Annotated in this window: 21 protein-coding genes and 1 tRNA gene; 13 read left to right on the top strand and 9 right to left on the bottom strand. The window is 36.4% G+C overall.

Translation table 11 applies throughout. The features are described from left to right. Nucleotides 1-2 precede the first annotated feature (2 nt). The 8 genes from NXG61_RS00110 to NXG61_RS00075 all read right to left on the bottom strand — a co-directional run bounded on the left by NXG61_RS00110 (nt 3) and on the right by NXG61_RS00075 (nt 6,671). Nucleotides 3-1,874 (bottom strand): acyltransferase family protein, encoded by a 1,872-nt coding sequence (locus NXG61_RS00110; protein WP_307222813.1) that lies wholly within the window; start codon nt 1,872-1,874, stop codon nt 3-5. Nucleotides 1,875-2,039: 165 nt separating this feature from the next. After that, the gene (locus NXG61_RS00105) at nt 2,040-2,465 is read right to left on the bottom strand and encodes a hypothetical protein (protein ID WP_307222811.1); all 426 of its coding nucleotides are present in this window, start codon (nt 2,463-2,465) and stop codon (nt 2,040-2,042) included. A gap of 27 nt (nt 2,466-2,492) precedes the next feature. Then, nucleotides 2,493-4,010 (bottom strand): hypothetical protein, encoded by a 1,518-nt coding sequence (locus tag NXG61_RS00100; protein ID WP_307222809.1) that lies wholly within the window; start codon nt 4,008-4,010, stop codon nt 2,493-2,495. Between the two features lie 115 nt (nt 4,011-4,125). Continuing rightward, nucleotides 4,126-4,491: a hypothetical protein gene (locus NXG61_RS00095; protein WP_307222807.1), complete on the bottom strand. Its 366-nt coding sequence runs from the start codon at nt 4,489-4,491 to the stop codon at nt 4,126-4,128. Nucleotides 4,492-4,637: 146 nt separating this feature from the next. Continuing rightward, a complete protein-coding gene (locus NXG61_RS00090; protein ID WP_307222805.1) occupies nt 4,638-5,051 on the bottom strand; it encodes a hypothetical protein in 414 nt (137 codons plus the stop codon). Between the two features lie 18 nt (nt 5,052-5,069). Then, nucleotides 5,070-5,435: a hypothetical protein gene (locus NXG61_RS00085; RefSeq protein WP_307222803.1), complete on the bottom strand. Its 366-nt coding sequence runs from the start codon at nt 5,433-5,435 to the stop codon at nt 5,070-5,072. 3 nt (nt 5,436-5,438) lie between these two features. Then, nucleotides 5,439-6,383, bottom strand: a complete 945-nt coding sequence (locus NXG61_RS00080) for an ATP-binding protein (protein WP_307222801.1) — start codon at nt 6,381-6,383, stop codon at nt 5,439-5,441. A gap of 63 nt (nt 6,384-6,446) precedes the next feature. After that, complete coding sequence (locus NXG61_RS00075) at nt 6,447-6,671, bottom strand: helix-turn-helix domain-containing protein (protein WP_307222799.1); 225 nt, start codon at nt 6,669-6,671, stop codon at nt 6,447-6,449. 274 nt (nt 6,672-6,945) lie between these two features. On the opposite strand from NXG61_RS00075, the gene NXG61_RS00070 reads away from it, so the two are divergent. From NXG61_RS00070 to NXG61_RS00010, 13 genes are all read left to right on the top strand, one after another. Continuing rightward, nucleotides 6,946-7,131, top strand: a complete 186-nt coding sequence (locus tag NXG61_RS00070; RefSeq protein ID WP_307222797.1) for a helix-turn-helix domain-containing protein — start codon at nt 6,946-6,948, stop codon at nt 7,129-7,131. 93 nt (nt 7,132-7,224) lie between these two features. After that, nucleotides 7,225-7,407 carry a helix-turn-helix domain-containing protein gene (locus NXG61_RS00065; protein WP_307222795.1) on the top strand — a complete coding sequence of 61 codons (183 nt, stop codon included), beginning with the start codon at nt 7,225-7,227 and terminating at the stop codon, nt 7,405-7,407. A gap of 411 nt (nt 7,408-7,818) precedes the next feature. Beyond that, nucleotides 7,819-10,374: a type I restriction-modification system subunit M gene (locus NXG61_RS00060; RefSeq protein ID WP_307222793.1), complete on the top strand. Its 2,556-nt coding sequence runs from the start codon at nt 7,819-7,821 to the stop codon at nt 10,372-10,374. Nucleotides 10,375-10,376: 2 nt separating this feature from the next. Further along, a complete protein-coding gene (locus NXG61_RS00055) occupies nt 10,377-11,516 on the top strand; it encodes a restriction endonuclease subunit S (RefSeq protein WP_307222791.1) in 1,140 nt (379 codons plus the stop codon). Between the two features lie 19 nt (nt 11,517-11,535). Further along, entirely contained in the window at nt 11,536-14,694 is a 3,159-nt protein-coding gene (locus NXG61_RS00050; protein ID WP_307222789.1) for a type I restriction endonuclease subunit R, read from the top strand. Between the two features lie 163 nt (nt 14,695-14,857). Continuing rightward, nucleotides 14,858-16,744 (top strand): hypothetical protein, encoded by a 1,887-nt coding sequence (locus NXG61_RS00045; protein ID WP_307222788.1) that lies wholly within the window; start codon nt 14,858-14,860, stop codon nt 16,742-16,744. Nucleotides 16,745-16,957: 213 nt separating this feature from the next. Continuing rightward, complete coding sequence (locus NXG61_RS00040) at nt 16,958-17,299, top strand: plasmid mobilization protein (RefSeq protein ID WP_307222787.1); 342 nt, start codon at nt 16,958-16,960, stop codon at nt 17,297-17,299. Beyond that, nucleotides 17,274-17,744 carry a relaxase/mobilization nuclease domain-containing protein gene (locus NXG61_RS00035; protein WP_307222786.1) on the top strand — a complete coding sequence of 157 codons (471 nt, stop codon included), beginning with the start codon at nt 17,274-17,276 and terminating at the stop codon, nt 17,742-17,744. The genes NXG61_RS00040 and NXG61_RS00035 overlap by 26 nt, the downstream gene beginning before the upstream one ends. A 427-nt stretch (nt 17,745-18,171) precedes the next feature. Next, a complete protein-coding gene (locus tag NXG61_RS00030; RefSeq protein ID WP_307222784.1) occupies nt 18,172-18,474 on the top strand; it encodes a hypothetical protein in 303 nt (100 codons plus the stop codon). Beyond that, nucleotides 18,464-20,377, top strand: a complete 1,914-nt coding sequence (locus NXG61_RS00025) for a hypothetical protein (protein ID WP_307222783.1) — start codon at nt 18,464-18,466, stop codon at nt 20,375-20,377. Before NXG61_RS00030 ends, NXG61_RS00025 begins: the two co-directional genes overlap by 11 nt. Next, nucleotides 20,377-20,970, top strand: coding sequence for a hypothetical protein (locus NXG61_RS00020; RefSeq protein ID WP_307222781.1), 594 nt, complete (start codon nt 20,377-20,379; stop codon nt 20,968-20,970). The genes NXG61_RS00025 and NXG61_RS00020 overlap by 1 nt, the downstream gene beginning before the upstream one ends. Nucleotides 20,971-21,013: 43 nt before the next feature. Further along, a complete protein-coding gene (locus NXG61_RS00015) occupies nt 21,014-21,274 on the top strand; it encodes a hypothetical protein (protein WP_307222779.1) in 261 nt (86 codons plus the stop codon). A gap of 63 nt (nt 21,275-21,337) precedes the next feature. Then, the gene (locus NXG61_RS00010; RefSeq protein WP_307222778.1) at nt 21,338-22,537 is read left to right on the top strand and encodes a site-specific integrase; all 1,200 of its coding nucleotides are present in this window, start codon (nt 21,338-21,340) and stop codon (nt 22,535-22,537) included. Nucleotides 22,538-22,625: 88 nt separating this feature from the next. Here NXG61_RS00010 and NXG61_RS00005 read toward each other — a convergent pair. Then, nucleotides 22,626-22,701: transfer RNA gene (locus NXG61_RS00005), tRNA-Lys, on the bottom strand. Between the last annotated feature and the right edge of the window lie 92 nt (nt 22,702-22,793).

The following is a 22,793-nucleotide window of genomic DNA, read 5'->3' as shown; positions in this document are numbered from 1 at the left end:
TTTTATTCTTTTTCATGATGAACGATAACTGTTTGTGCCGCCAGAGCCTGAACCATACTGTCATGAAGCAGTTTTGCATATTGAACAGTTCCCTCATCATTGGGATGAATACCATCTTTTACCAGCCACTCGGGATGTTTTGAGATTAAGCTGTACCAATCAACTATTGTTATATTTCTGTGTTGCGCTGCTATCTTTGCAAGATACTCATTATTAACATTCTGCCATTTTAAATCCGGACAATAAACATTTACCCAGAAAATTTGTCTTTCACTGCCAAGATATGCCAATAATTCTCTAGTTTGAGCTTCATAGCGTTCCTGTCCTGCAATGGGTCCATTGGTTCCTAAAGCGATAACAATAATATTTCCCAGTCTGCCCTGTCCATTTAATCTTTTTGCCACATCGAGAGCGCCACCTACATAACGGGACACTTCTGCATCAATATAAGAAGCCGGCAGGGCTTGTCGAATTTCCGTTGCTGAGCCTAGCATAACCGAATCACCTATACAGATGGCACCATCTAGTTTTACCTGCGGTACATCTGGAACGTCAGTAATATCCGTCTGATTATTTAAATTATTTTGTTCTTCCAAAGCTGCCGTATTTTCTGCAAGTTTAGCCTGCAATTGAGTATCAATCTTTTTATTCGAAGCTGATACCACAATTTCCTTGCAGCCGTATCCCATTAAACTAATGCCGCTTACTGTGATTACCATAAATACAGCACACTGAATAATAACAAGCCTGTTGCCTATGTATGATAATTTATACCTGGAAATATACATCAATACTGCATCTAACCAGATAGTCAGTAATATTATCGCTGTCAATTCTATTAATTCATAAAAAGGCTGTTGATTCCATTCTTTATGATTAAAAAGAAATATAACGGGATACTGCCAAAGAAAGATTCCATAGCTTCGCTTTCCAATCCAGCGAAAAGGCGATATGTCTAAATATTTTCCTATGTTCAGGCTATGATCTGCAATAATATCAAGTAAAATGCAAAATGCCACTGTTATAATCAACATTCCGCCTTGATAAGTGAATGCATTTTCTCCATCCATCAGCCAGTATGCAGCAATTACCATAATCAATAAAAGAGCAAACACCAAAAACTTAATTAACCCGTAACCACCAAGCATTGTTATATTTTTCCCATCTTTGCTATACAGCCCCATAGCTGCACCGAAAAGCAGGGCATATACTCTGGTATCTGTGCCATAATAAAGTCGCGTTATATCCTGGCCTGACTGATACATCATTGGCATTAATACTGCGGTTACTATACCAAGAACAGCAATGAATATTGCTCCGTCAGCCGATTTCCCCCGTAATCTTACAGTCCGGGTATATATTAGAAAAATTACCGGCCATGCCAAATAATATTGCAGCTCTATTCCCATAAACCACAGATGTGTGAAGGGAGACGCATTTGTAATCCTGGTAAAGTAATCCGCATTTTGCGTAATCTGCCACCAATTGTTATATCCTAATATAACAGAAAGAACCTCTGACCGTATTGCCAAAATCGCATCAGGTGCCAGAAAATGATAGATTCCTACAGTGGTAAATACAACAATGAGCAATGATGGATAGATACGTTTAATCCTTTTAATATAGTAATCAATGAGATTAAATGAACCTGTTTCCCATTCTGATTTACTGGTATAAGCCAGTAAATATCCGGTAAGAACGAAAAACAGTGATACACCAAGATACCCGCCTTTCACTGTATCCGGAAAAATATGAAACAGGGTCACGCCAATAATCGCAAATGTACGTAATGCATCCAATCCTGGAATATATTGTTGGGCAGGAGAATTCTGTTCAATACCGTAAAGCATTTTTTTGCTGTAACTGTTCTTCATAAAACTTTTAAGACCTCTATTGCAATAAATTTATACTATTACATAATTCAATTTTAATCAATGTAATTATATTATATTTACCAGAAAGTAGAAATATAATGTATAATTAACACTTTAATTGGATTATTCTACGCATCTGACAACACTTCCTTGATCTTTCCTATATCAGTGATAAAAAGGTATGCCGTAAGCCTGTCTGAAAGCTATCTCACCGGCTGATTGGACAACTCCGGTGTTTGCCCAACTTTCATCAGGTGGTATATATTTCCATTCTCCGGTAACCGGTTTTTCAAAGTACATTGCCTGCCGGTCATAATTATATTTGAAGCGGTAAGTCATGATTTTTTGTATAGCATAATTATCATCAGAATTGGCCGATATAATATTTATCCCAATGATATATTCGGGCGGATTATATAGATTGACATTCAGTGAACTAAGATCGACATACCATGCTATTCCCATATGTCCGTCACATAATTTGAAATTGGGATCTCCGTTCAGATATTCATTGTAAGGATTGGCTGAGGCCACCGATGCTGCCAGTATGATCAGTATTGCCGTGATAAATGACGCGATGTATTTTTTCATTTTATTTGCTTCTTTCTTCATAGCTAACTATTTATTGGGTAAGATTATATTTCTTCCCTTTATATCGGCACGCAGACTATTAATATGTGTTGGAACTATATTAACCAGTTCGACATTTTTTGGTTCCTGCAGGGCAGCCTGATAGTGTGATGGTTTTAGTCCCTGTCCTGAAGTTATCATACCGGGAATCACCCTGCCGTCGTCACCAAGTTTAAAAACAACATAAATAGGAATCGTATGCCTTGCCCCATCCCAGACACCAAGTATTTTATCCTTACTATTATTTTTCTCACTTACCTGCAAGAGAAATATCATAGGATCGTAGTGTTTTTTACCGTCATTAAAAGAAATGAAGTGTTCACGGTAATTCAGTACATTAGGATTATAAGGTACTAATGCTGTGCTGCCGTCTTTAGCATCATAGATTATAAAATACAGTTTTGAATCCAGAGTCCCCAAGGCCAGAAAACCGTCTTCATCAGTGCTGGACACCGCAGTTATTTCAGCATTAGAGCCTTTGCTAAATAAAGTTTTTTGGGCAGTATCCAGAGAATTTAAAGGTATCTCCTGCGTATTTCGCAAAGTATCCAAAAGTGGTTTACCATCAGAATCCTTGGCGGTTTCCGATACAATCCGGTCAGCCATTGTCAGCTGTGGTGGATTATCTATAGAACGCTTGCACCATGCGGCAGAACCCGCCACTATAATCAACAGGATTGCGGTCAGACTCAAAAACAGATTTCTCTTTTTATGATCCTGCCATTTTATCAGGCCTAACACGAATAGAACAACAGCAATAATCAGCAGGAAAATGCCGGAAATAAGTAATGCAATAATCGTATTTTCGTGGTAGATTTTAAACTTTGCCTGTATCGAAATATCCTGATTATTTAAAAAGGCTGGTTTTAAATCCCAGGTAAGAGTTTTATTATCGTTAGTTTTTATATCCGCATTTGAATCATCAACCGAATAAGGCAGATTAAAAGTAATATTTATTTTCATTGAATCTACAGCAGCCTTTGTTGCCTGATCAGCCATTTGGTTCATCTGGCGGGTCTGTTCTTCAGCCTGTCTGCGATAGTCCATATACTGCCAGATATTCATAGTGACATCAGGTGAGAAAAACCCGGGAATATTGGTCTGATAATTGGCCTTGGGAATATCAGCTTTTTCTCCTTTTTTGAATAAATCAAAAGAATAATAATCGTAAAGCAGCCCTTTATGAACTTGTACACCGTTGAAATATTCGTTTGGATTGAATACTGGTGTGCCACCGACTATTGGATGTATTGATGCAACTGTCTTAGTTGCTGTATATCCGTTAGAAATTTCTTTAACTTCATAACCGTTTTTACTATCCGCTGCCTTTTGCGTTTCTAGGTTATCTTTATCAATCATCGAAGAAATTTCTATAATATGCTGACTGGTAATACTGCCGTCTTTATTAAAGGTAAAATCTGCCTGTATATTAGCGCATCCGCTGATAATAAGACAAAATACAGTCATTACACTAAAAATCCCTAATAATCGCAGTTTCTTTCTCATGCCCTATCATTCCCTTCGTAAAATTATCCTGTCCCTAGAAAACACCGAAAGGCAAATAAAATGAAAACATGGCATTATTCTTCATATGAACAATGCCATGTTCTTATATAAATTTTTATCTGTGCAGTTGTACTCTCGATTTGTCAATTTCAATATATGGTGGGTTATCTACAGTATCCCATAGTATAAGAATATCCCTGATTCCCTGACTTTCTTGTATACGGAAATGTCCTTCGCCGGGATTGCCACCGGCAAAATCGTGCCCGCTGATAACCTGGCAATCATTAATATAATTGCCTTTTATGCTTATTACTAAATTACCATTGTCATCATACCAGTTACCGGATATTTTGCCTAAAACATTGCTGACGGTTGAATAAGGAAATTCCACAGCTTGGACGACAGCATTAGATACTGTCAGAAATGTTACTGTTGTCAACGCGAGAATCAAAATACCAATTCTAAATCTTTTAATATTCATTGTACTTCCCCCTTGAATTAATTATTGCTGATATAACAAAGTGTCATTTTTCTCTTCTGTCGCAGCGGATGCTTTTCCTGCACATACGCACTTCTGATAATGCAGAAAATTTACCGATATACCCAATCAATCCATGTTATCATGGACTATGCTGGATATCCAGGATTTTTCGGTCTATCTATATTAAAGACTACAGTCCCTTTTTCTTTGAGTTCTGCAAGCGCTGATCTTTCTAGCTTTCTCGCAGGCTGATCTTCTGATTTGGCCGAAGCTTTCTGCCATTGTTTATTTTTATCCTGAAAATATAAAGAAATTGATATACCGAACTTCTTTTCATCAAGGTAATAAATTTTAAATTCACCGCCGATATATTGGTAATTATCTGTATTTTCCTGCCGCAAAATCAATTTATCGGCGTTCTTGGAATAAACATCTGCCAGTTCCTTCAATTTAAATGGAGAATCATTGTCCAATATTAATTGAAAAAAAATCTTAATACCTTTTGATATCTTATCTGAGTTTTTGCTAACAAATTCTATAGATTTATCTAATATACTCATGAATTATATTCTCTCTTCTCAAATTTCCAATTGCAATACTTCTTCCATTTCTCTTGTAATATCAGTGTCTTTCTCATTTTTCCCGATTTTATTTTTTATAAATTCCGGTACTTCTTCTTCCGCCACGATGCGTGTTGTTGTTTCCTCTGTCCACTCCCCATTTTCTTCACAATATAGCATATGTTTAATTTGTAGCTTCTTTTTTTTAATCCATTTATATACTATCATGGCAGCGTGGTGTATATTTCTTTTCAGGTTCTGCCAAGCGGCTTTCAATCTGGGTATAAGATCATTCAGCCAGTCAATAATATCATCCCAGCGGGTAACCACAATAGCCGTTCCCACAAAAGCAGCTATTCCTAACGCAACTAATAAAGGTATCATATTTTACCGTTCCTTTCTTATTCTTTCTATTTGGTTTTTTGCATATTCTTCTGATACGGCTCTTTTTTCTGTCTTTAAATTATTTTTCCCATTTGCCTCCTTACTGGACAAAATATTCTCAATTGCTTTATAGATATATTCTTTATCGACAATTTTTGCATGCTGTCGTGCTGCTTTAAATGCTCCTGTCAGGACAGCATTTGAAATATCACTGCCGGATAATCCTTCATATTTATTCGCTATTTCTTCAATGTCGATATTATTCGGCATAATATCCGGTATGTAAAAATTCCATAATAAACGTCTGCATTTACAATCCGGTAATTCAAATTTAGCGTGCACGGATATTCTGCGCATAAAAGCCGGATCAAAATTTTCTATAAAATTTGTAGCAAAAATAATGAAATCCTGATAATCATTCAATATCATCAGCATAACTGATCTGGTCTGATTAACACTGACATCAGTAGCATTTGTCATATTGGTGACACGTTTGCTTAAAATGGCATCAGCTTCATCAAAGAATAAAATACTTTTTGTTTTTTGTGCTATTTCAAAAACTTTTTTAATATTTTTAGGTGTTTCACCTACATATTTTGATTCTATATCCGCATAGTTGACCACAAGTATTTTCCGGCCTAAATATCTGGCTATAGCATGTGCGGCCATTGTTTTCCCAGTTCCTGGTGCTCCGTAAAGATTAATACCTACTCTTTTAGAATGTTTATGTGTTTTTTCCAAGCCCCATTGTTTGAAAACCAGATCACTGTTTTTAGCATAATCCGCTATATCAAATATTTGTTCTTTTACATTATCGGGTAGAATAATGTCTTCTAAGGAGTATATTGGCTCTTGCGGCACAAAAATCGGCTCTGGAGAGATTCTTTTAGCATTTCTGTCAGAGTTCTGTTTATCATAATTACTGTTTATTTCTCTGCCTATTGGCATTATATTTATCCCTTCATGTATATTATTCTGAATACTTTGCTTCTGAGTAAGCAAAATTCACTCTTAGTTCTCACTTATCAATTCATCTATACTGACATGCAGTTCATTGGAAATATTATTTAACACGGTCAATGACACGCATTTGGATAAAAAGCCGCATTCAATCTTTGCCATGTAACTGGGGCTTATATCAACTTGCTCTGCCAATTGTGCCTGTGTAAATCCCTTGCGTTTTCTGTAGTAAGATATTTTTATTCCCAAAAGTTTATTATTAATATGCCTTGCCATTGCGCACTTCTCCTTCCTTTTATAATTATGCCAGTTTTTCAGTAAATTTAAATTGACTGTTAATGAATATTATTTCAATTTCAGGGAAATATATACTATTGCTGACTATCTTATCGGCAGCATGGAAAAAATAAAACCTGCATCAGTTTAATACCGATGCAGGTTTCATGGTTATAATATACAACTGTATATTTATTGTTTTTCATCATGGATAATCCATCAAACGCTAAAATAAAGCAACATAATTATAAATAAAATTATGAGGTGATTATTAATGAGCATTGAACCTGCTTTATATACTGTGGCTGAGGCAGCTGTTTATCTGCGTTACTCTGCCGGGAAGATCTATGCTATGATCCATGCTAAAGAAATAAAGGCAGCCAAACGCGGCAGACGTTATCTGGTGTTAAAAACATCCCTTGACGATTATCTGAATACTCATGTCTTTAATAACAGCTAACTGCCATTTTAAAACATTTATATAAATACCTGTTATATGCAGTATTTCAGGTAAATTTTAATAAAAACAAATCTTAAAAGGAGTGAGATAATTATGTTTGATGAATATGAGGATTTGGTAACCGTGGAAGAGCTTTGTGAAATGCTCTCCATAGGAAAAAACGCTGCCTATGAATTATTAGGCAGCGGTACTATAAAGGCGTTCAGGATAAAGCGGGTATGGAAAATTCCTAAGAAGAGTGTTGTTGATTATGTGTTTAAGGAAAGCAAATTATAAATATTAAACTGATAAAGCATATAGTAATCATTAGTGATTGCTGTAAATATGCATGTTTATCCATATAATATTGATTTTTATCATGAATATTATATAATTTAAGAGGACGCTAAATATCCGCTGAATTTGCAGGCATATAAAGTTTCACCATGCAGCATAATAGAATTTATAAAAATCAGACCTAGGGCTTGTTTGTAAAATAAAAATTGCCTAAATTCAAAGATTCCGATAAACTAAACCAATGATAAGATATGCGTGACAAACGAAGAATTAGAACGAATGACCCTCTGCTTCCGCCTGAAAAGACAGGATAAAAAAGCTGCTCTCGCAAAAGCAATAGAATGATGCTGAAATTTACGTAATGAAAATTTTGATAATATAACAGGAATTAAATCGTTGGAGGTCAAGAGATTGAATAAACAGCAGCTGGCTGCAAAAATATGGGCATCAGCAAATAAAATGCGGTCAAAAATTGAAGCAAATGAATACAAGGACTATATTCTTGGTTTTATCTTCTATAAATTTCTTTCAGACAAAGAAGTCAAATATCTGAAAGAAAATGATTGGACGGATGAATACCTTGCGGAACTGACTGAAGAAGATGGCGATACTGTTGAGAGCATCCAGAAGAACATGGGGTATTTCATTTCCTACGATAATTTATTTTCAACGTGGATAACAAAAGGCAGCGATTTTAACGCAAGTAATGTGACAGATGCGCTGCAAGCCTTCAGTCGCCTGATTAGCACCACACACAAAAAAGTTTTTGACGGTGTATTTAAGACGCTTGAAACCGGTCTTTCAAAGCTGGGCGAAACATCTGGTGCGAGAACTAAAGCTATCCGCGATTTGCTTTACCTCATCAAGGACATACCGATGGATGGAAAGCAGGATTATGATGTTCTCGGCTTTATTTATGAATATCTAATCAGCAACTTTGCAGCTAATGCAGGCAAAAAGGCCGGTGAATTCTATACTCCACACGAAGTATCGTTGCTTATGTCAGAAATTGTAGCGGCTCATCTGAAAGAACGGACAGAAATTAAGATTTACGATCCAACAAGTGGTTCTGGCTCTCTTTTGATTAACATTGGCCAAAGCGTTGCCCGATACATGAGTAATAGTAATAACATTATGTACTATGCTCAAGAACTTAAGGAAAACACATATAACCTTACACGAATGAACTTAGTCATGCGCGGTATTCTCCCTGACAATATTGTCACGCGCAACGGTGACACATTAGAAGAAGACTGGCCTTATTTTGATGAAAACGATCCGGTAAATACCTATAATCCGCTTTATGTAGATGCCGTTGTTTCAAATCCTCCATATTCTCAGGCGTGGAATTCTGCAGACAAAGAATCTGATCCGCGTTATGCTCGCTTTGGTCTTGCTCCGAAGGGAAAGGCTGATTATGCTTTTCTGCTTCATGACTTGTTCCATTTAAAAAGTGATGGCATTATGAACATTGTTCTTCCGCATGGGGTCCTTTTCCGTGGAGGTGAAGAAGGAACAATTCGTAAAAATCTTATCGAACAAAATCACATTGACGCGATCATTGGCCTTCCCACCAATATTTTCTTTGGGACTGGTATTCCGACAATCATTATGGTGCTAAAGCAAAAGCGCCAGAATACAGATATCTTGATCATTGATGCATCAAAGGGCTTTGAAAAGGTCGGTAAGAATAACAAGCTTCGGGCTTGCGATATTAAGAAAATAGTAGATGTGTTTACTGGCTATACTTCTGTTAAGAAATTTTCGAAAGTCGTTTCCCGTGACGAGATTCGTGCGAATGATTATAATCTCAATATTCCACGTTACGTTGACTCATCTGAAAAAGCTGAGAGCTGGGATATTTACGCTTCAATGTTCGGTGGAATTCCAGAAAGCGAGCTGGCAGACCTGCACAAATATTGGGCAGCGTTTCCCACGCTCAAAGACAGCTTATTTAAAAAAGAGAGTTCGGCATATTCTCAACTAAATGTTGATGATATCAAAAAAGCGGTTCAGCAGCATCCGGACATAAAGGCTTTTCTTGAAAAATATGCTACTGCATTTAGCAGCTTTGAAGATTACCTGACAAAAGAACTGATTGAGGGGATGTCCACTCTTAATCCGTCTAAGGAAGAAAGTGTATTGAGTCAGGATGTCTTTTCACGCCTTGATAATATACCTTTGATTGATCGCTATAGTGCTTATCAGCTTCTTGATGAAGACTGGAACCGTATTGCGATTGACCTTGAAGTAATCCAGACAGAAGGGTTTGCCGCTGTGAAGCAGGTCGATCCGAATATGGTGCTGAAAAAGAAGAAGGGAGAGGAACAGGAAGTACAGGAAGGCTGGGCCGGTCATGTAATCCCGTTTACACTCGTTCAGGAAACTCTGCTGCTTGATGATCTCTCGGCTTTAAAAGTTAAGGAAGAAAGACTTTCAGAAATAACTTCTGACTACAAAGAACTTTTTGAAGAATTGCCGGAAGAAGAAAAAAGCAAAGACTTTGTAAATAACGCGCAAGATGCCTTTGTCGTGGCAGAAGTCAAGAAAGCGCTTAAATTAAATAATGAAGAAGCTGCTATTCTTGAGATTTTGCAAAAAGCAGATGATCTGCTGACAAAAGAAAAATCCGTTAAAAAGCAGGTAAAGGATGATACTGCAAAACTTCATATTAAGACAAAGAAAACGATTGAAGCGCTTACTGATGATACGGCACTTGAATTAATCAAGAATAAGTGGATATCACCGCTTGTTCAGAATATCGGCGAATTGCCTCAGACTATTATTAATGATTTTATTACCAAACTTGATTCTCTGTGCCGCAAGTATGAAAGTACCTTCTCTGATATTGAAATGCAAATCAAAGATACAGAAAAATCTCTGGTAGAGCTTATTTACCAACTAAACGGCAATGATTTCGATATGAAAGGGCTTGCAGAGTTAAAATCACTGCTCGGAGGTAAATGATCATGCCGGATAATAAGAGAAAACCGGTAATCCGGTTCAAGGGATTTACTGATGATTGGGAACAGCATAAGTTATGTGATGAAACAAATTCTATTGACACAGGGAAAAGTAAATTTACCGCTAAAAAAAATGGTATATATGAAATTCTTGGCTCAACATCAGTAATTGGTTATGATGATAGTTATGATTATGAGGGCGATTTTCTATTAACTGCTCGCGTTGGAGCAAATGCTGGTGAGTTGTATAGACATTCTGGGAAGGTTAAAATAAGCGACAATACAGTATTTATTAAAGGTGGAAATCTGGATCTTACATTCTATAAACTTTTGAGTTTTGACATTAAAAGTTTATCTTTTGGTACGGGACAACCTCTAGTGAAAACCAGCGAATTAAAGCAGTTAGAGATGCTATTCCCAACATCAAACGAAGAAAAAGCACAAATTGGATACTTTTTTACGAATCTCGACAACCTTATTACTCTTCATCAGCGTAAGTATGACAAACTTGTAAATATAAAAAAATCTATGCTTGAAAAAATGTTTCTGCGAAATGGCTCAAAAGTTCCGGAAATTCGGTTTAAAGGATTTACTGATGTATGGGAACAGCGTAAGGCATCAGAGTTGTTTATATCAATCACCGATAAAAGTCATACTGAATTGCCAGTTTTATCCGCAACGCAAGATCGTGGAATGATTAAGCGGGATGAAAATGGAATTAATATATTTCATAATAGGAAGAATGAGGAGGGGTATAAGCGAGTGATGCCAGGTCAGTTTGTTATACACCTTCGCTCTTTTCAAGGTGGTTTTGCACACTCATCAATAGAGGGTATAACATCGCCTGCTTACACGGTTTTTGGCTTTAAAGAACAAGAAAAACATGACGATAATTTCTGGAAATACATCTTTACTTCAAAAGAATTTATTAGACGATTGGAAACAGTAACTTATGGCATTAGAGATGGGCGAAGTATCAGCTATGATGACTTTCTGACTTTGAGCTTTACTTTTCCAAGCAAAGCTGAACAGAGCCAAGTCGCTCAATATGTCGAATACCTTGACAATCTTATTACCCTTCATCAACGTAAGTTAGAAAAACTGAAAAACATCAAAAAATCTTGCCTTGAAAAGATGTTTGTCTGAGGCAGAAAGGAACAAATGTATGGCATTCATGAAAGAGGCCGATTTTGAGGAAGCTCTAATCAAAATTCTGTCTGAAAAAGGATGGGAAAAAACTGTCCTGAAAAATTTTACAGAACAGCAGCTTATTCAAAACTGGGCAAATATTCTCTTTGAAAATAATCGCGGTATTGACAGGTTAAATGAGTATCCTCTGACCGATGGAGAGATGCAGCAGATTCTCAAACAGATCAACAGCTTGAAAACACCGCTTAAGCTTAATGGCTTTATAAATGGGCGCAGTGTTTCGATTACAAGGGATAATCCTAATGATACGCAGCATTTAGGAAAAGAAGTATCCCTGAAAATCTATGATCGTCGGGAGATTGCAGCAGGTCAAAGCCGTTATCAGATTGCCCAGCAACCCAAATTTCCCACAAAATCAAAGATACTCAATGATCGCAGAGGGGACTTGATGCTGCTTATCAACGGGATGCCAGTCATTCACATAGAACTAAAAAAGAACGGGATACCTGTCAGTCAAGCTTGTAATCAAATCGAAAAATATTCCAATGAAGGCATTTTTACTGGTTTATTTTCGCTTATTCAAATTTTTGTTGCAATGAATCCAGAAGAAGCAGTTTATTTTGCTAATCCCGGACCGGAAGGACGCTTCAATCCTGATTTTTACTTCCATTGGGCAAACTTCGACAGCGAACCGATAAATGAGTGGAAACAGGTTGCTTCAAGGCTTTTATCCATACCAATAGCCCACCAGCTTATCGGTTTATACACTGTTGCGGATGATTCGGACGGCATACTGAAGGTCATGCGCAGTTATCAGTATTTTGCTGCAAACGCTATTTCTGATAAGGTTTCCAGAACTAAATGGGAAGGGCAAAATCAGCTTGGTGGCTACATCTGGCATACTACCGGCTCTGGTAAAACAATGACATCTTTTAAATCCGCGCAGCTTATTGCTTCTTCCAAAGACGCTGACAAGGTTATCTTTCTTATGGACAGAATTGAGCTTGGTACGCAGAGCCTTAAGGAGTATCGTGGCTTTGCAGATGCAAATGAAGATGTACAGGCCACAGAAAACACTGGCGTACTTGTAACGAATCTCAAGAGCATAAATCCGTCTGATACTCTTATCGTCACCTCCATTCAAAAGATGAGCAATATTAAAGATGAAGCAGACGGCGGTCTCAAAACATCTGATATTGAACTTATGAAAGCCAAACGGATTGTTTTTATTGTTGATGAGTGCCATCGGTCCACTTTCGGCGATATGCTGCTGACAATTAAATATACTTTCCCGAAAGCAATTTTTTTTGGTTTTACAGGTACTCCTATTCATAAAGAAAACCAAAAAAAAATGAGCACCACGGCAACGGTTTTCGGAAATGAGCTGCATAGATACAGCATTGCCGATGGTATTAGAGACAAAAATGTTCTAGGCTTTGACCCATATATGGTTCTGACGTATAAAGATAAAGCCATAAGGGAAGCAGTGGCTCTTGAAAAGGCCAAAGCTTCAACGGTTGCCGAAGCCGTGGCTGATCCTACAAAAAGTAAGACTTTTTATAAATATATGCACCTCCCAATGGCTGGAAGTATAGATACTGCGGGGAACTACGTCAAGGGTATTGAAGACTATCTACCAAACAGCCAATATGAGACAGCTGAACACAAGAAAATGGTTGTCCGTGACATTATCGACAACTGGACAACGCTCAGTCATGCAGGGAAATTCCATGCCATTTTTGCTACTGCGAGCATTAACGAAGCGATAGTCTATTACAGACTGATCAAAGCAAATAATTCTGCTTTGAAAATAACCGCACTGTTTGACCCAAGTATAGACAATCATGGCGGTGCTGCGTATAAAGAAACCAGTCTTAAAGAAATTATTACTGATTATAATAAGCAGTATGGGCAGGATTTCTCAATCCCAACTTTTGCGAAGATGAAAAAAAATATTGCTTCTCGCCTTGCTCATAAGAAACCGTATGAGCGGATAGCACGCACTCCCAATGAAGAAATAGACCTTCTTATTGTTGTTGACCAGATGCTTACAGGCTTTGATTCCAAGTGGGTAAACACGCTTTATCTCGATAAAATATTGCGATACGAAAACATAATTCAGGCTTTTTCACGCACCAACCGACTGTTTGGCCCGGACAAACCATTCGGAACAATCAAGTATTACAGAAGACCTCATACAATGGAACGGAACATAGAAGATGCCGTTAAGTCGTATTCTGGCGATAAGCCGTTTGGATTGTTTGCCGATCGGCTCAACGAAAACCTTGAGAATATCAATTTCTTGTTTGAGCAGATTAGTGATTTGTTCATTCATGCCGGAGTGGAGGATTTCAAAAAGCTGCCTGAGGAAGTTACCGAACGGAAAAAATTTGCGGATCTTTTTAGTCAGTTAAATGCTTATCTCGAAGCTGCTAAGGTACAGGGGTTTATGTGGGACCAATTAATATATCTCTTCTCAAATGAAACTACCGGCGAAAAAGACGAAATAACTGTTCTTCTCGATGAGAAAACATATAAGATATTAGCTTTGCGTTATAAGGAACTTTTTAGTTCTGATGGAGATGGCGGTGCTGGTAGTGAGGACATTCCTTATGATATAGATGGATACCTTACTACAATTGATACAGCCGCCATTGACGCTGATTACATGAATTCCCGCTTTGAAAAATACATGAAGCTGCTACATAAGCAGGGAATAAGTAATGAAATGATTAAACAGGCGGAGGATGAACTCCACAAAACTTTTGCAACGCTTTCTCAGGAGAAACAAAAATTTGCAAATATCTTCCTTCATGATATTCAGTGCGGCGATGTAGTACCGCAAGCTGAAAAATCCCTGCGAGACTATATTAATGAATACATGGTAAAAGCAACGGATGATCAGATACACTATGTTGTCAGTGTGTTAGGCCTTGACAAAGACAAACTGCGCTCTATTATGGCGCAGCAGATAACAGAGGCAAATATCAATGAATTTGGGCGTTTCGATATGCTGAAAGCTACTGTTGACAAGAAAAAGGCAAAAGCTTACTTTGAGAAACTTGAAGGAACAATAATCATACCACCAAAGGTTAATATGAAGGTCGATAAACTATTAAGGGATTTCGTAATAAACGGCGGATTTGATCTTGAGACTCCTGATAAAAAAGATTGAAATTAGATTTTTCCAACTGATGCAAATTCAGCTTACAATAAAATCAAGGCGTTACGAAATTGACCAATAGCTATAAAAGACAATAATTCTCATTCGCGATGGTTACCGCATAGTGGTTTTTATATAAACTATATAGCATTAGTGCAGATAAAAAAGGTGTTTTATGGTCAATAAAAAAGATGAATTCTTTTCTATCATAGAAGGAATAGTAAAAAAAGCTGATTTATCCATGCGTGACACATTCTTATTAACATTAGTTGATCAAAAGCTCTTGAAGAATGATAGTTTATCCCAAAGTATCAATGATAAATTATTTATTCAGGCTAAAAAGTGGAATGCTGTTTTTACTGATGATATAGAAAAATTTAAAATGGACACAATAGACGAACTTAATGATAGAATGAAGATGGATAATTTTTTAGGAGATATTTCTGTCTATGAAGCTAACAACAATGATATTATTAGCAATCTGCAGCGTTTTAATAAAGGAGAAAAAACGGCTAAAAACTTAGTTGGCTATTTATTGTCCGATGGTTTGTCCAACGAAGATTTTGCAAATAGCATTAAGGTAATAGACGAAACGGACAAGACTGATATATGCCAAATAAAAGCCTTTTTGGAAAAATGCAGATATTTTTATACAGGCCATTTCAATAAAGAAGCAATACTGTTATTTTTGTATGCAGATATGGATCAGAAACCATTTGATTATGCTGAATGTCGTGCTTTGAAATTAGTGATAAGAAAACATCAGTGCTTATTTCAGGATATGTATAATAAATTAAAAGCAGACTGTCCATATACTGATGTGCTGATGGACATGGACAGGACTTTACCTTCAGTTATAACCAAAAAAATTGTTTATGCTGTGAATGGAGCTCCTGAATATCAAAAATATATACACCCGCATATGATTTATCTTCGATTAAAGAAATTAATTGCGCTCTATCGAACTATAGACAAAATAAAATGGCGACCAAGTGTGCCTGCTACCGATGCTTTGACGACATGCTTAAGGGTTTTTGGATATGTTATTGAGGAATCTCGTCTAACCTGTCCACTTTATATTACAGAAAGAAGCATTATCGAATACATCACGGATACTTTGCCAATAAGTCAAAATGACCTGGCTAATCTATTAGGGATATCTAAACAGGCGATTACTGGCTATAAAGTAAGAATACCAGAAAAAAGTATGTGGATATTTAAGTCTATGACTAATTTTACATATACATTCCTAGCCGGACAGACAACTATCAACGGATATGGAAAAGACAGTGATAATAATGACCTTTACACGATGAGTATCATTAACAGAAGATTTTATGCAGATTTTATTATCGGAATAATTGCCAGCTTCATAAAGTATGAAAATGATATAAAATCTTCTGATAAAGTAAAAAAAATAAGCCCAAAGACGGATATACCGGATAAAATATCTAATAAGGCTTTGGAGCTATCTGAACTGTTCAGGGAATCATGCATGAAATATGAAAAGTATTGTATTACAGCGGATAAATATAAAAGAGAAGAATCCAAGCTGCAAGGACAAATAAAAGTTTTCAAAAAAACCGTAGAAGACCAAGCAAATGAAGGTATTGAAGATTTTGCTGTTCAAGACAAATTAAAAGAAACACAGAAAAATTTTAATGATGTAGCTTATAAGTGCAAAGTAGAACAAGAAAATGCAGAAAAAATAAAAGAAAGTGTTTTGACAAAACTAGATTATTTTATTATGTTCTTGAGGAATAATATACAGGACGAAGAGGTTACTAAATTAATATTTCAACTTAATAAAACACTGCAAGATAAGCAAAATGAACTGGCAGGGTTTGAGCAAAAATATATTGATGATACCAAAAAAGTTGATAATATTAAATCGAAATTAATGAATACAGATACTATGCCAGAAGCTGTAGAAGAAAAAATAAAAAATGATTGCCAAAAAGCTTCAGCTCAAGTTAAAAAAAGTCTGGCTGTAAAAAATGAAATGAAAGATAAGCTAAATAAAATTATCAACCACTGTATTGATTCCTTAAGGGAATTGTGAGTACATAATACTAACTTGATTGCCTGTCATCTCTTCATATGTAATTATTATTTTTACAATAATATATTTTAATACTTTCATAAGTGACTATCGTATATGGTAGTTGCTTTTTTGTTGTACTTAATAAGGCCGTTTATCAAAAAAAAATTTTATCATATTATTGTACGTACATATTAATAATGTTTATACATTATTAATATGGAGGCTTATATTATGAGAAAACAGTTTAAAGAAAAAAAGACAGAACGGCTTACTATGCGTGTTAGTAAATCGGAAAAGAATGCCATTATAAAAGAAGCTAACCTTGCTGGACTGGATATTACAACCTATCTAATAAACAAACGTCAGGCAAAAACAATTGTGCATTTAGCAGACTGCCGTCGCTTAGCTGATGAAGTATATCATTTAAATCAGGCATTATCCGCAATAGATGCTAAAAGTATTAATACGAATACTTTAACTAATATTGTTAGTAATGGCATTGCTGATGTAGCTAAATTGATTAAAAATATGGAGGGTAATGACAATAATGGCGATACTAAAGTTTGTGAATAATTCCCAAAGAAATTTAAATGATATGATAGCATATATTACCGATCCTAAAAAGGCTTGTCCAGATAGTATATTTGGTATTGGAGTAAATCCAGCATATGCAATTGAAGAATTTAAATTTATAAGACAAATATGGCCGCATAGTTATAATATGAAGCCATATCAGCAAGTTATTTTATCATTGGATAGTTTGGTTGACAAGAATCTCCAGTTTAAAAAATTATTTCTGACAGCGGGACAATGCTTAATACATGATGACAGGCAGGTTATAGGAGCCATTCATTACAACACTGCTAATATACATTGCCACTATATAATCAATAATATCGGAATCAATGGCAGCTGTTACAAGCAGCAGCAAAGTGTTATATCTTTCAAGAGAAGGATTAATGAAATATTGAATTGTTATTTAGTAAATGAAATTTATTACTATAAAAAAATTGCATAAATCTTCTCACCGCATATCTTCGGGTATGCGGTATTTTTGTCTCTGAATCCGCAAAAGTGGTGCAAAATAGAGCGCGTGCTTGTCTATCCTGTCCATGGTGACCAGTGTTTTTCGATAGTGCTATGACGGGTGTGGTTATGATATTTCTGTAAAATTTCAATGGACGGGTGGACGATAATGGCATTTCTGTCTATTTGTAGATGAACTTATAAAAGAAAAATAATATGGTGAATTTGCACCATATATTAAGAGAAAATAAAAAAATAATTTTTGATAAAATCGTACATTATTTTTATATATATTTGACATAAAACGTTATATGTCAAATATATGTAAAGCAAAGTAAAGTGTCAAAATTTCTCCTGTGCAAGACCTTTTGGGGTGATAATATGTAGTTGTTCTTGAATTACATCAGGAGGTAAGAACGATGAAAATTACGAAAAAACGTTTCAGCATAAGCATACCTTATATTTTACATGAAGAATATAAACAAAAAGCCGAATATTGCGGGATTTCGCTTAATAAAGTAATTTTTTATACTTTACGCAGAAAAAGACCAGTTATAGTGCCGAAAGACGTTGGTATCACTATGCTTGCCTTGAAAGAAGAGGTCGAAAAACTGCAAAAAGCACCAAATGCGGATGAACTTTCTGAAATTATAGCCCGCATCAAGTCGTATACCGAATTTTTTGAAAAATATACAGAAAAGGGGTCACAAAATGGGTTTTAAAATTATTCCGGAATCTGAATGTACAAAAAAAATTGCAACTGCAAATGGCAGATGTCAAATACAGGCATTGCCAGCGATGACTGTAATCAGGCAGCCACACTTCACAGTGTTGCCCCAAAATCCGGTGGGGGCTTCGATGTACTATATACAGCCAGTTCGGGCATTTCCTGTATGGGATGACACTGGGAATGCATCTTGGCAGCTTGAAGCAGAAGAAATATATGAATCAAACGGACGGCAAGATCCTCTTTATCAGGAAAAACACGGTGTTTTGTGCGGTATTACGGCAGCTGGAAAAGATGTGGAATTGACAAATTTTACGATAAAATTATTGAAAAAGATTATCAATTATGTCAGTCGTGGGCAGGATGCAATCAGCACTTATATCATCGAAATTGACAAAACTGATGATAACCAACAGCGCTTTCTGGAAATTGATGAGGCCGAATTTGGCAATTTGGGACGAGTGGTTAGAAAAAAATATCCGGAACTTTTTATCAGTAATAAAATGTCTGATTCATTTTCGAAATATCTTGCCGACGTGGCCGCTGATGATGCTGATGTATCAGTAGAAAAAAACATCTGGTATCGAGGCTGGACCGATATTACCGGGGAATTAATATACAGTTTTGGGACAGGAAAGCTTTTTGACAAAATAAATAAAAGCCTTCAGGAAAGTGTCTTTAAAGCTGGTTTCGGTTTTCTTAAGGTCGGTGACTACTCTCCCGAAATAATTGTGATCTGGTTATACGCACATTTCCCATACGTGGCATATTTTTTTGAACAGGCGGGTTACAGATTGCAATCGGTGCTTTTCATTCGAGGTATAACAGGTAGTTTAAAAACATCGGTGGCAAAAGAATTGGCAAATGTTTTTGAGACTGATCAAAGCAAAAAAATGCTCACATTTGGATCCACAGAAGCTGCAACATTGGAAAAAATTGAAGCAATGACAGACCAGACCATACTAATAGACGATTTTTCAAATTCAGAAAAAACTAAAACTGTCTGTGATAACAGGCTTTTCGAAAGAATTATACGGGTTTTGGGTGATGGCGCTGCTCCAAGTAAAATGGGAAGCGACAGGAAGATTGTTCAGCGGTTTATAAGAACATCTGCCATCATAACGGGTGAAGATGATCCTGCGTTGAGCTTGTCCAGCATGCTCCGGTGCATCACTGTTACAGTTGGCAGAGAAAGTTTTGACGGAAAAAAATTGTTGCCGTTTCAGCAACAGCCTGAAATTATGCGTGATTATTTTATGATGTTTATTCATTTTTTACAGGAAAATGCGGAAAAAGTTGTTAACCAGATAAAAAATGCAGTGCCGATATATCGGGCTCAATATAAACAGGAATTTAAAGCTGATCGATTTGCTGATGCTGCTGTTAATTTAAGAATATTAGCGGATATTATTGCTGACTTTGCCAGTTGGACTGGTTCTTATGAATATGCATCAGAACAATTTGTCAGTTTCGAAAAAAAAATAATTGAAGTTCTCAAGAAAAACCAAACCGAAAGAGAATCATTATCCATTACGTCCATGTACCTTATAGGCATCATGCAATCTATAGACACAGAAAAGGGGCTAGGATTAGCCAATAGTGAAGCATCATACGTTGTTTGTCCTTCAAACTACATCGGGTTTGAAGACACTGAAGACGGAAGGATTTGGCTTGATCATAAAAAAGCATATAAGCTTGTATGTAGCTACTGGCAGGGACTGGCACAGTCTTTTACGAGTACGCCGAAAACCATTCACCAGCGACTTGCTGATGAAAAAATAGTGGTACATGGTAAAACAGGATTTTTGCAGCGTGCGAAAAAAGGGCAAAGGCAGTATATGCTGGTATTGGATAAAAATGCTATAGAGAAAATATTAGAAGATAAGGGAGAATTATAATGCATTTTATGATAGTCGGAGATGAAGGGTTCGCAATAAGTGATAACTTGAAAAATTTCTATGAATTGATTGAAAAAAATGTGCTGACGGATATTTACATTGAATTGTTTCCATTTGCCGAACAGGCATATGTGAAAGCATGTCAAACCTATGTGGCTCGTTACTATCGGCAATATAATTTTTATCCGCCCCTGCCCCAATTTGATGATTTAATGCAGGTTGCGGGTTTTTACTTAAATCCCCTACCGCCAAAACTGAAAAAAATAGCTAGTTATGCTCAATATTTCGGGGTAATTACCGAGCAAGGTTACTTATGTTCTGCTGATTTTGCTGACATTATTGAATTTGTAAAAGCATACTGCAATTGGCAATGCGAAATTTTTGAGAGTCCTGATTGCGGCAATCTTTTGGGAGAAATTCCGCAAAAATATATTTTTCAGCGCATGGCTATGTCGGCATATGTAAGCGCTCCATTGATGATTCCCCCAACAGCTCATCTCGGTATGGCGTTTCTGGATTACAATCTGCAAAAAACTGGAATAACCGCTTACCGGCGGCTTTTAATAGAGTGTCAAAGTCAATCATATCAATGATAAACTATATTTATGATATTTAACTATAATGGAGGTTTTATTTATGAATAATAATGTAAAGTTGTTGAGTTGGCAAGAAGTAAACACAAGATTTTTCGGTGATAAATTGAGCTACCAGGCATTGATGTACAAAGCTAGGCGTGGATATATTCCGTCTATAAAGCTAGGGGGCAGAACATTTTTTGAGGAGTCGGCACTTGAAGATTTTTTTCGTTCCAAGTCCATATTAATGGCGACTGCTGATGTCAGTACAAAAAATGATAGAATTATTTCTAAAGTTCCAGGCATCAAAAAAATTGCATAATAAATATGAAAAAATTAGGCAGCTGATTTTAGCTGCCTTTTATATCTAAGGGAGTTTTATAAAATGGCAATAGAAAAACGTGGAACAGACAGCTGGCGTGTCATTATCTATGAAGGTTACAGTAATGGTAAGAAACAGCGTCGGACTAAGACGATACACGGCAGAAGATCTGATGCAGAACGAGAAGAAAAGATAATGCTTGGTGAAATTGCTAAACAACCAGCTAAATTTACAAATCAAATGAAATTGAATGACTTTTTTCAATATTGGCTGAATAACTTTGCGGACGAGCATCTGGCGCCAAAAACAGTTTTTGAGTATACTAAGCTTTTTAGACGGATAGATGCTGCCCTTGGACATAAGGCTTTAGATAAGATAGAGCCAAAACACTTATTGCTGTTTTATGCTAATTTAAAAGAAGCGCCACGTCTGGATGGCAGATTAGGCGGGCTTGGTGAAAACAGTATTAGGAAACACCATGTATTTTTGCACTTGCTTTTAGAAAAGGCCAAACGCTGGGGATTTATTTATATAAATCCTGCCGATAATGTTGATCCACCAGCATTTCACTATAGAAATAATAAAAAAATCTTCACTTTGTCAGAACTAAACAGATTTATGGACTTATTGAAAGGTGAAACCCTGAAACATCGCCTATGGGTTTTATTGGGAATTTCGCTGGGGCTTCGTAAGGGTGAAATGTTCGGATTGCAATGGAAGCATGTAAATTATAAAGAAAAAACACTTTTAATAAGCCAGTCTGCGCAATATTTACCGCAAAGGGGTGTATTTATCAAGAGTACGAAAAATGTTGCATCTAACAGAAATATTTCCATGCCTGATGTTCTGGTTGAATGCCTCATTGCTTATGAGGCGCAGCAAAAAGAGATAGCTGTCGCGCTGTCTAATAAATGGGAAGGCACAGATATTGCCAACTGGCAGGATAATTATGTTTTTACCACATGGAATGGACATCTGGCGCATCCTGATTCCATAAATTCATGGCTCAATAAATTCGTACGGCGGCATGGTCTTCCTCATATTTCACCGCATAGCTTCAGGCATATGACTGCCACCTATTTGATTAATGCAGGCGTTGATCTTACCACCGTAGCCGGTAAACTGGGGCATAGCAATTCAACGACCACTCAGGTAATTTACAGCCATCTGTTAAAACAGTCAGAACGTGAGACAGCCAATATGATGGATGATATTTTAATGCCGCTTGCGATCCCTAATATGAATGATTCAGATAAAAAATAATTTAACCAGTTTTATGACCTTGGACCCCAAATATGGACACCAAGGCAATAAAAAAAGGCTTCTCAAATCTGAGAAGCCTTGAATTTACTGGTGACCCACCGGGGAATCGAACCCCGAACCTGCTGATTAAGAGTCAGATGCTCTACCAATTGAGCTAGTGAGTCAATTCCTTAAGCACTTTATCTATTATAAAGTGTAATTTTATAATATGCAAGCATTTTTTTGAATTTGTAAAAAAAATTAATTGGTTGATTGT

It is taken from the genome of Pectinatus haikarae, assembly GCF_050916305.1.
Lineage (GTDB): Bacteria > Bacillota > Negativicutes > Selenomonadales > Selenomonadaceae > Pectinatus > Pectinatus haikarae.
This window is presented reverse-complemented; position numbering and strand designations above follow the sequence as displayed.

Bases quoted from the DNA above. Each gene is read 5' to 3' on its own strand.
- NXG61_RS00035 (WP_307222786.1), top strand. From the start codon at position 17,274: ATGGCGATACTAAAGTTTGTGAATAATTCCCAAAGAAATTTAAATGAT.
- NXG61_RS00105 (WP_307222811.1), bottom strand. From the start codon at position 2,465: ATGAAAAAATACATCGCGTCATTTATCACGGCAATACTGATCATACTG.
- NXG61_RS00030 (WP_307222784.1), top strand. From the start codon at position 18,172: ATGAAAATTACGAAAAAACGTTTCAGCATAAGCATACCTTATATTTTA.
- NXG61_RS00090 (WP_307222805.1), bottom strand. From the start codon at position 5,051: ATGAGTATATTAGATAAATCTATAGAATTTGTTAGCAAAAACTCAGAT.
- NXG61_RS00015 (WP_307222779.1), top strand. From the start codon at position 21,014: ATGAATAATAATGTAAAGTTGTTGAGTTGGCAAGAAGTAAACACAAGA.
- NXG61_RS00040 (WP_307222787.1), top strand. From the start codon at position 16,958: ATGAGAAAACAGTTTAAAGAAAAAAAGACAGAACGGCTTACTATGCGT.
- NXG61_RS00070 (WP_307222797.1), top strand. From the start codon at position 6,946: ATGAGCATTGAACCTGCTTTATATACTGTGGCTGAGGCAGCTGTTTAT.
- NXG61_RS00100 (WP_307222809.1), bottom strand. From the start codon at position 4,010: ATGAGAAAGAAACTGCGATTATTAGGGATTTTTAGTGTAATGACTGTA.
- NXG61_RS00110 (WP_307222813.1), bottom strand. From the start codon at position 1,874: ATGAAGAACAGTTACAGCAAAAAAATGCTTTACGGTATTGAACAGAAT.
- NXG61_RS00025 (WP_307222783.1), top strand. From the start codon at position 18,464: ATGGGTTTTAAAATTATTCCGGAATCTGAATGTACAAAAAAAATTGCA.
- NXG61_RS00020 (WP_307222781.1), top strand. From the start codon at position 20,377: ATGCATTTTATGATAGTCGGAGATGAAGGGTTCGCAATAAGTGATAAC.
- NXG61_RS00065 (WP_307222795.1), top strand. From the start codon at position 7,225: ATGTTTGATGAATATGAGGATTTGGTAACCGTGGAAGAGCTTTGTGAA.
- NXG61_RS00010 (WP_307222778.1), top strand. From the start codon at position 21,338: ATGGCAATAGAAAAACGTGGAACAGACAGCTGGCGTGTCATTATCTAT.
- NXG61_RS00045 (WP_307222788.1), top strand. From the start codon at position 14,858: ATGGTCAATAAAAAAGATGAATTCTTTTCTATCATAGAAGGAATAGTA.
- NXG61_RS00050 (WP_307222789.1), top strand. From the start codon at position 11,536: ATGGCATTCATGAAAGAGGCCGATTTTGAGGAAGCTCTAATCAAAATT.
- NXG61_RS00080 (WP_307222801.1), bottom strand. From the start codon at position 6,383: ATGCCAATAGGCAGAGAAATAAACAGTAATTATGATAAACAGAACTCT.
- NXG61_RS00075 (WP_307222799.1), bottom strand. From the start codon at position 6,671: ATGGCAAGGCATATTAATAATAAACTTTTGGGAATAAAAATATCTTAC.
- NXG61_RS00095 (WP_307222807.1), bottom strand. From the start codon at position 4,491: ATGAATATTAAAAGATTTAGAATTGGTATTTTGATTCTCGCGTTGACA.
- NXG61_RS00055 (WP_307222791.1), top strand. From the start codon at position 10,377: ATGCCGGATAATAAGAGAAAACCGGTAATCCGGTTCAAGGGATTTACT.
- NXG61_RS00085 (WP_307222803.1), bottom strand. From the start codon at position 5,435: ATGATACCTTTATTAGTTGCGTTAGGAATAGCTGCTTTTGTGGGAACG.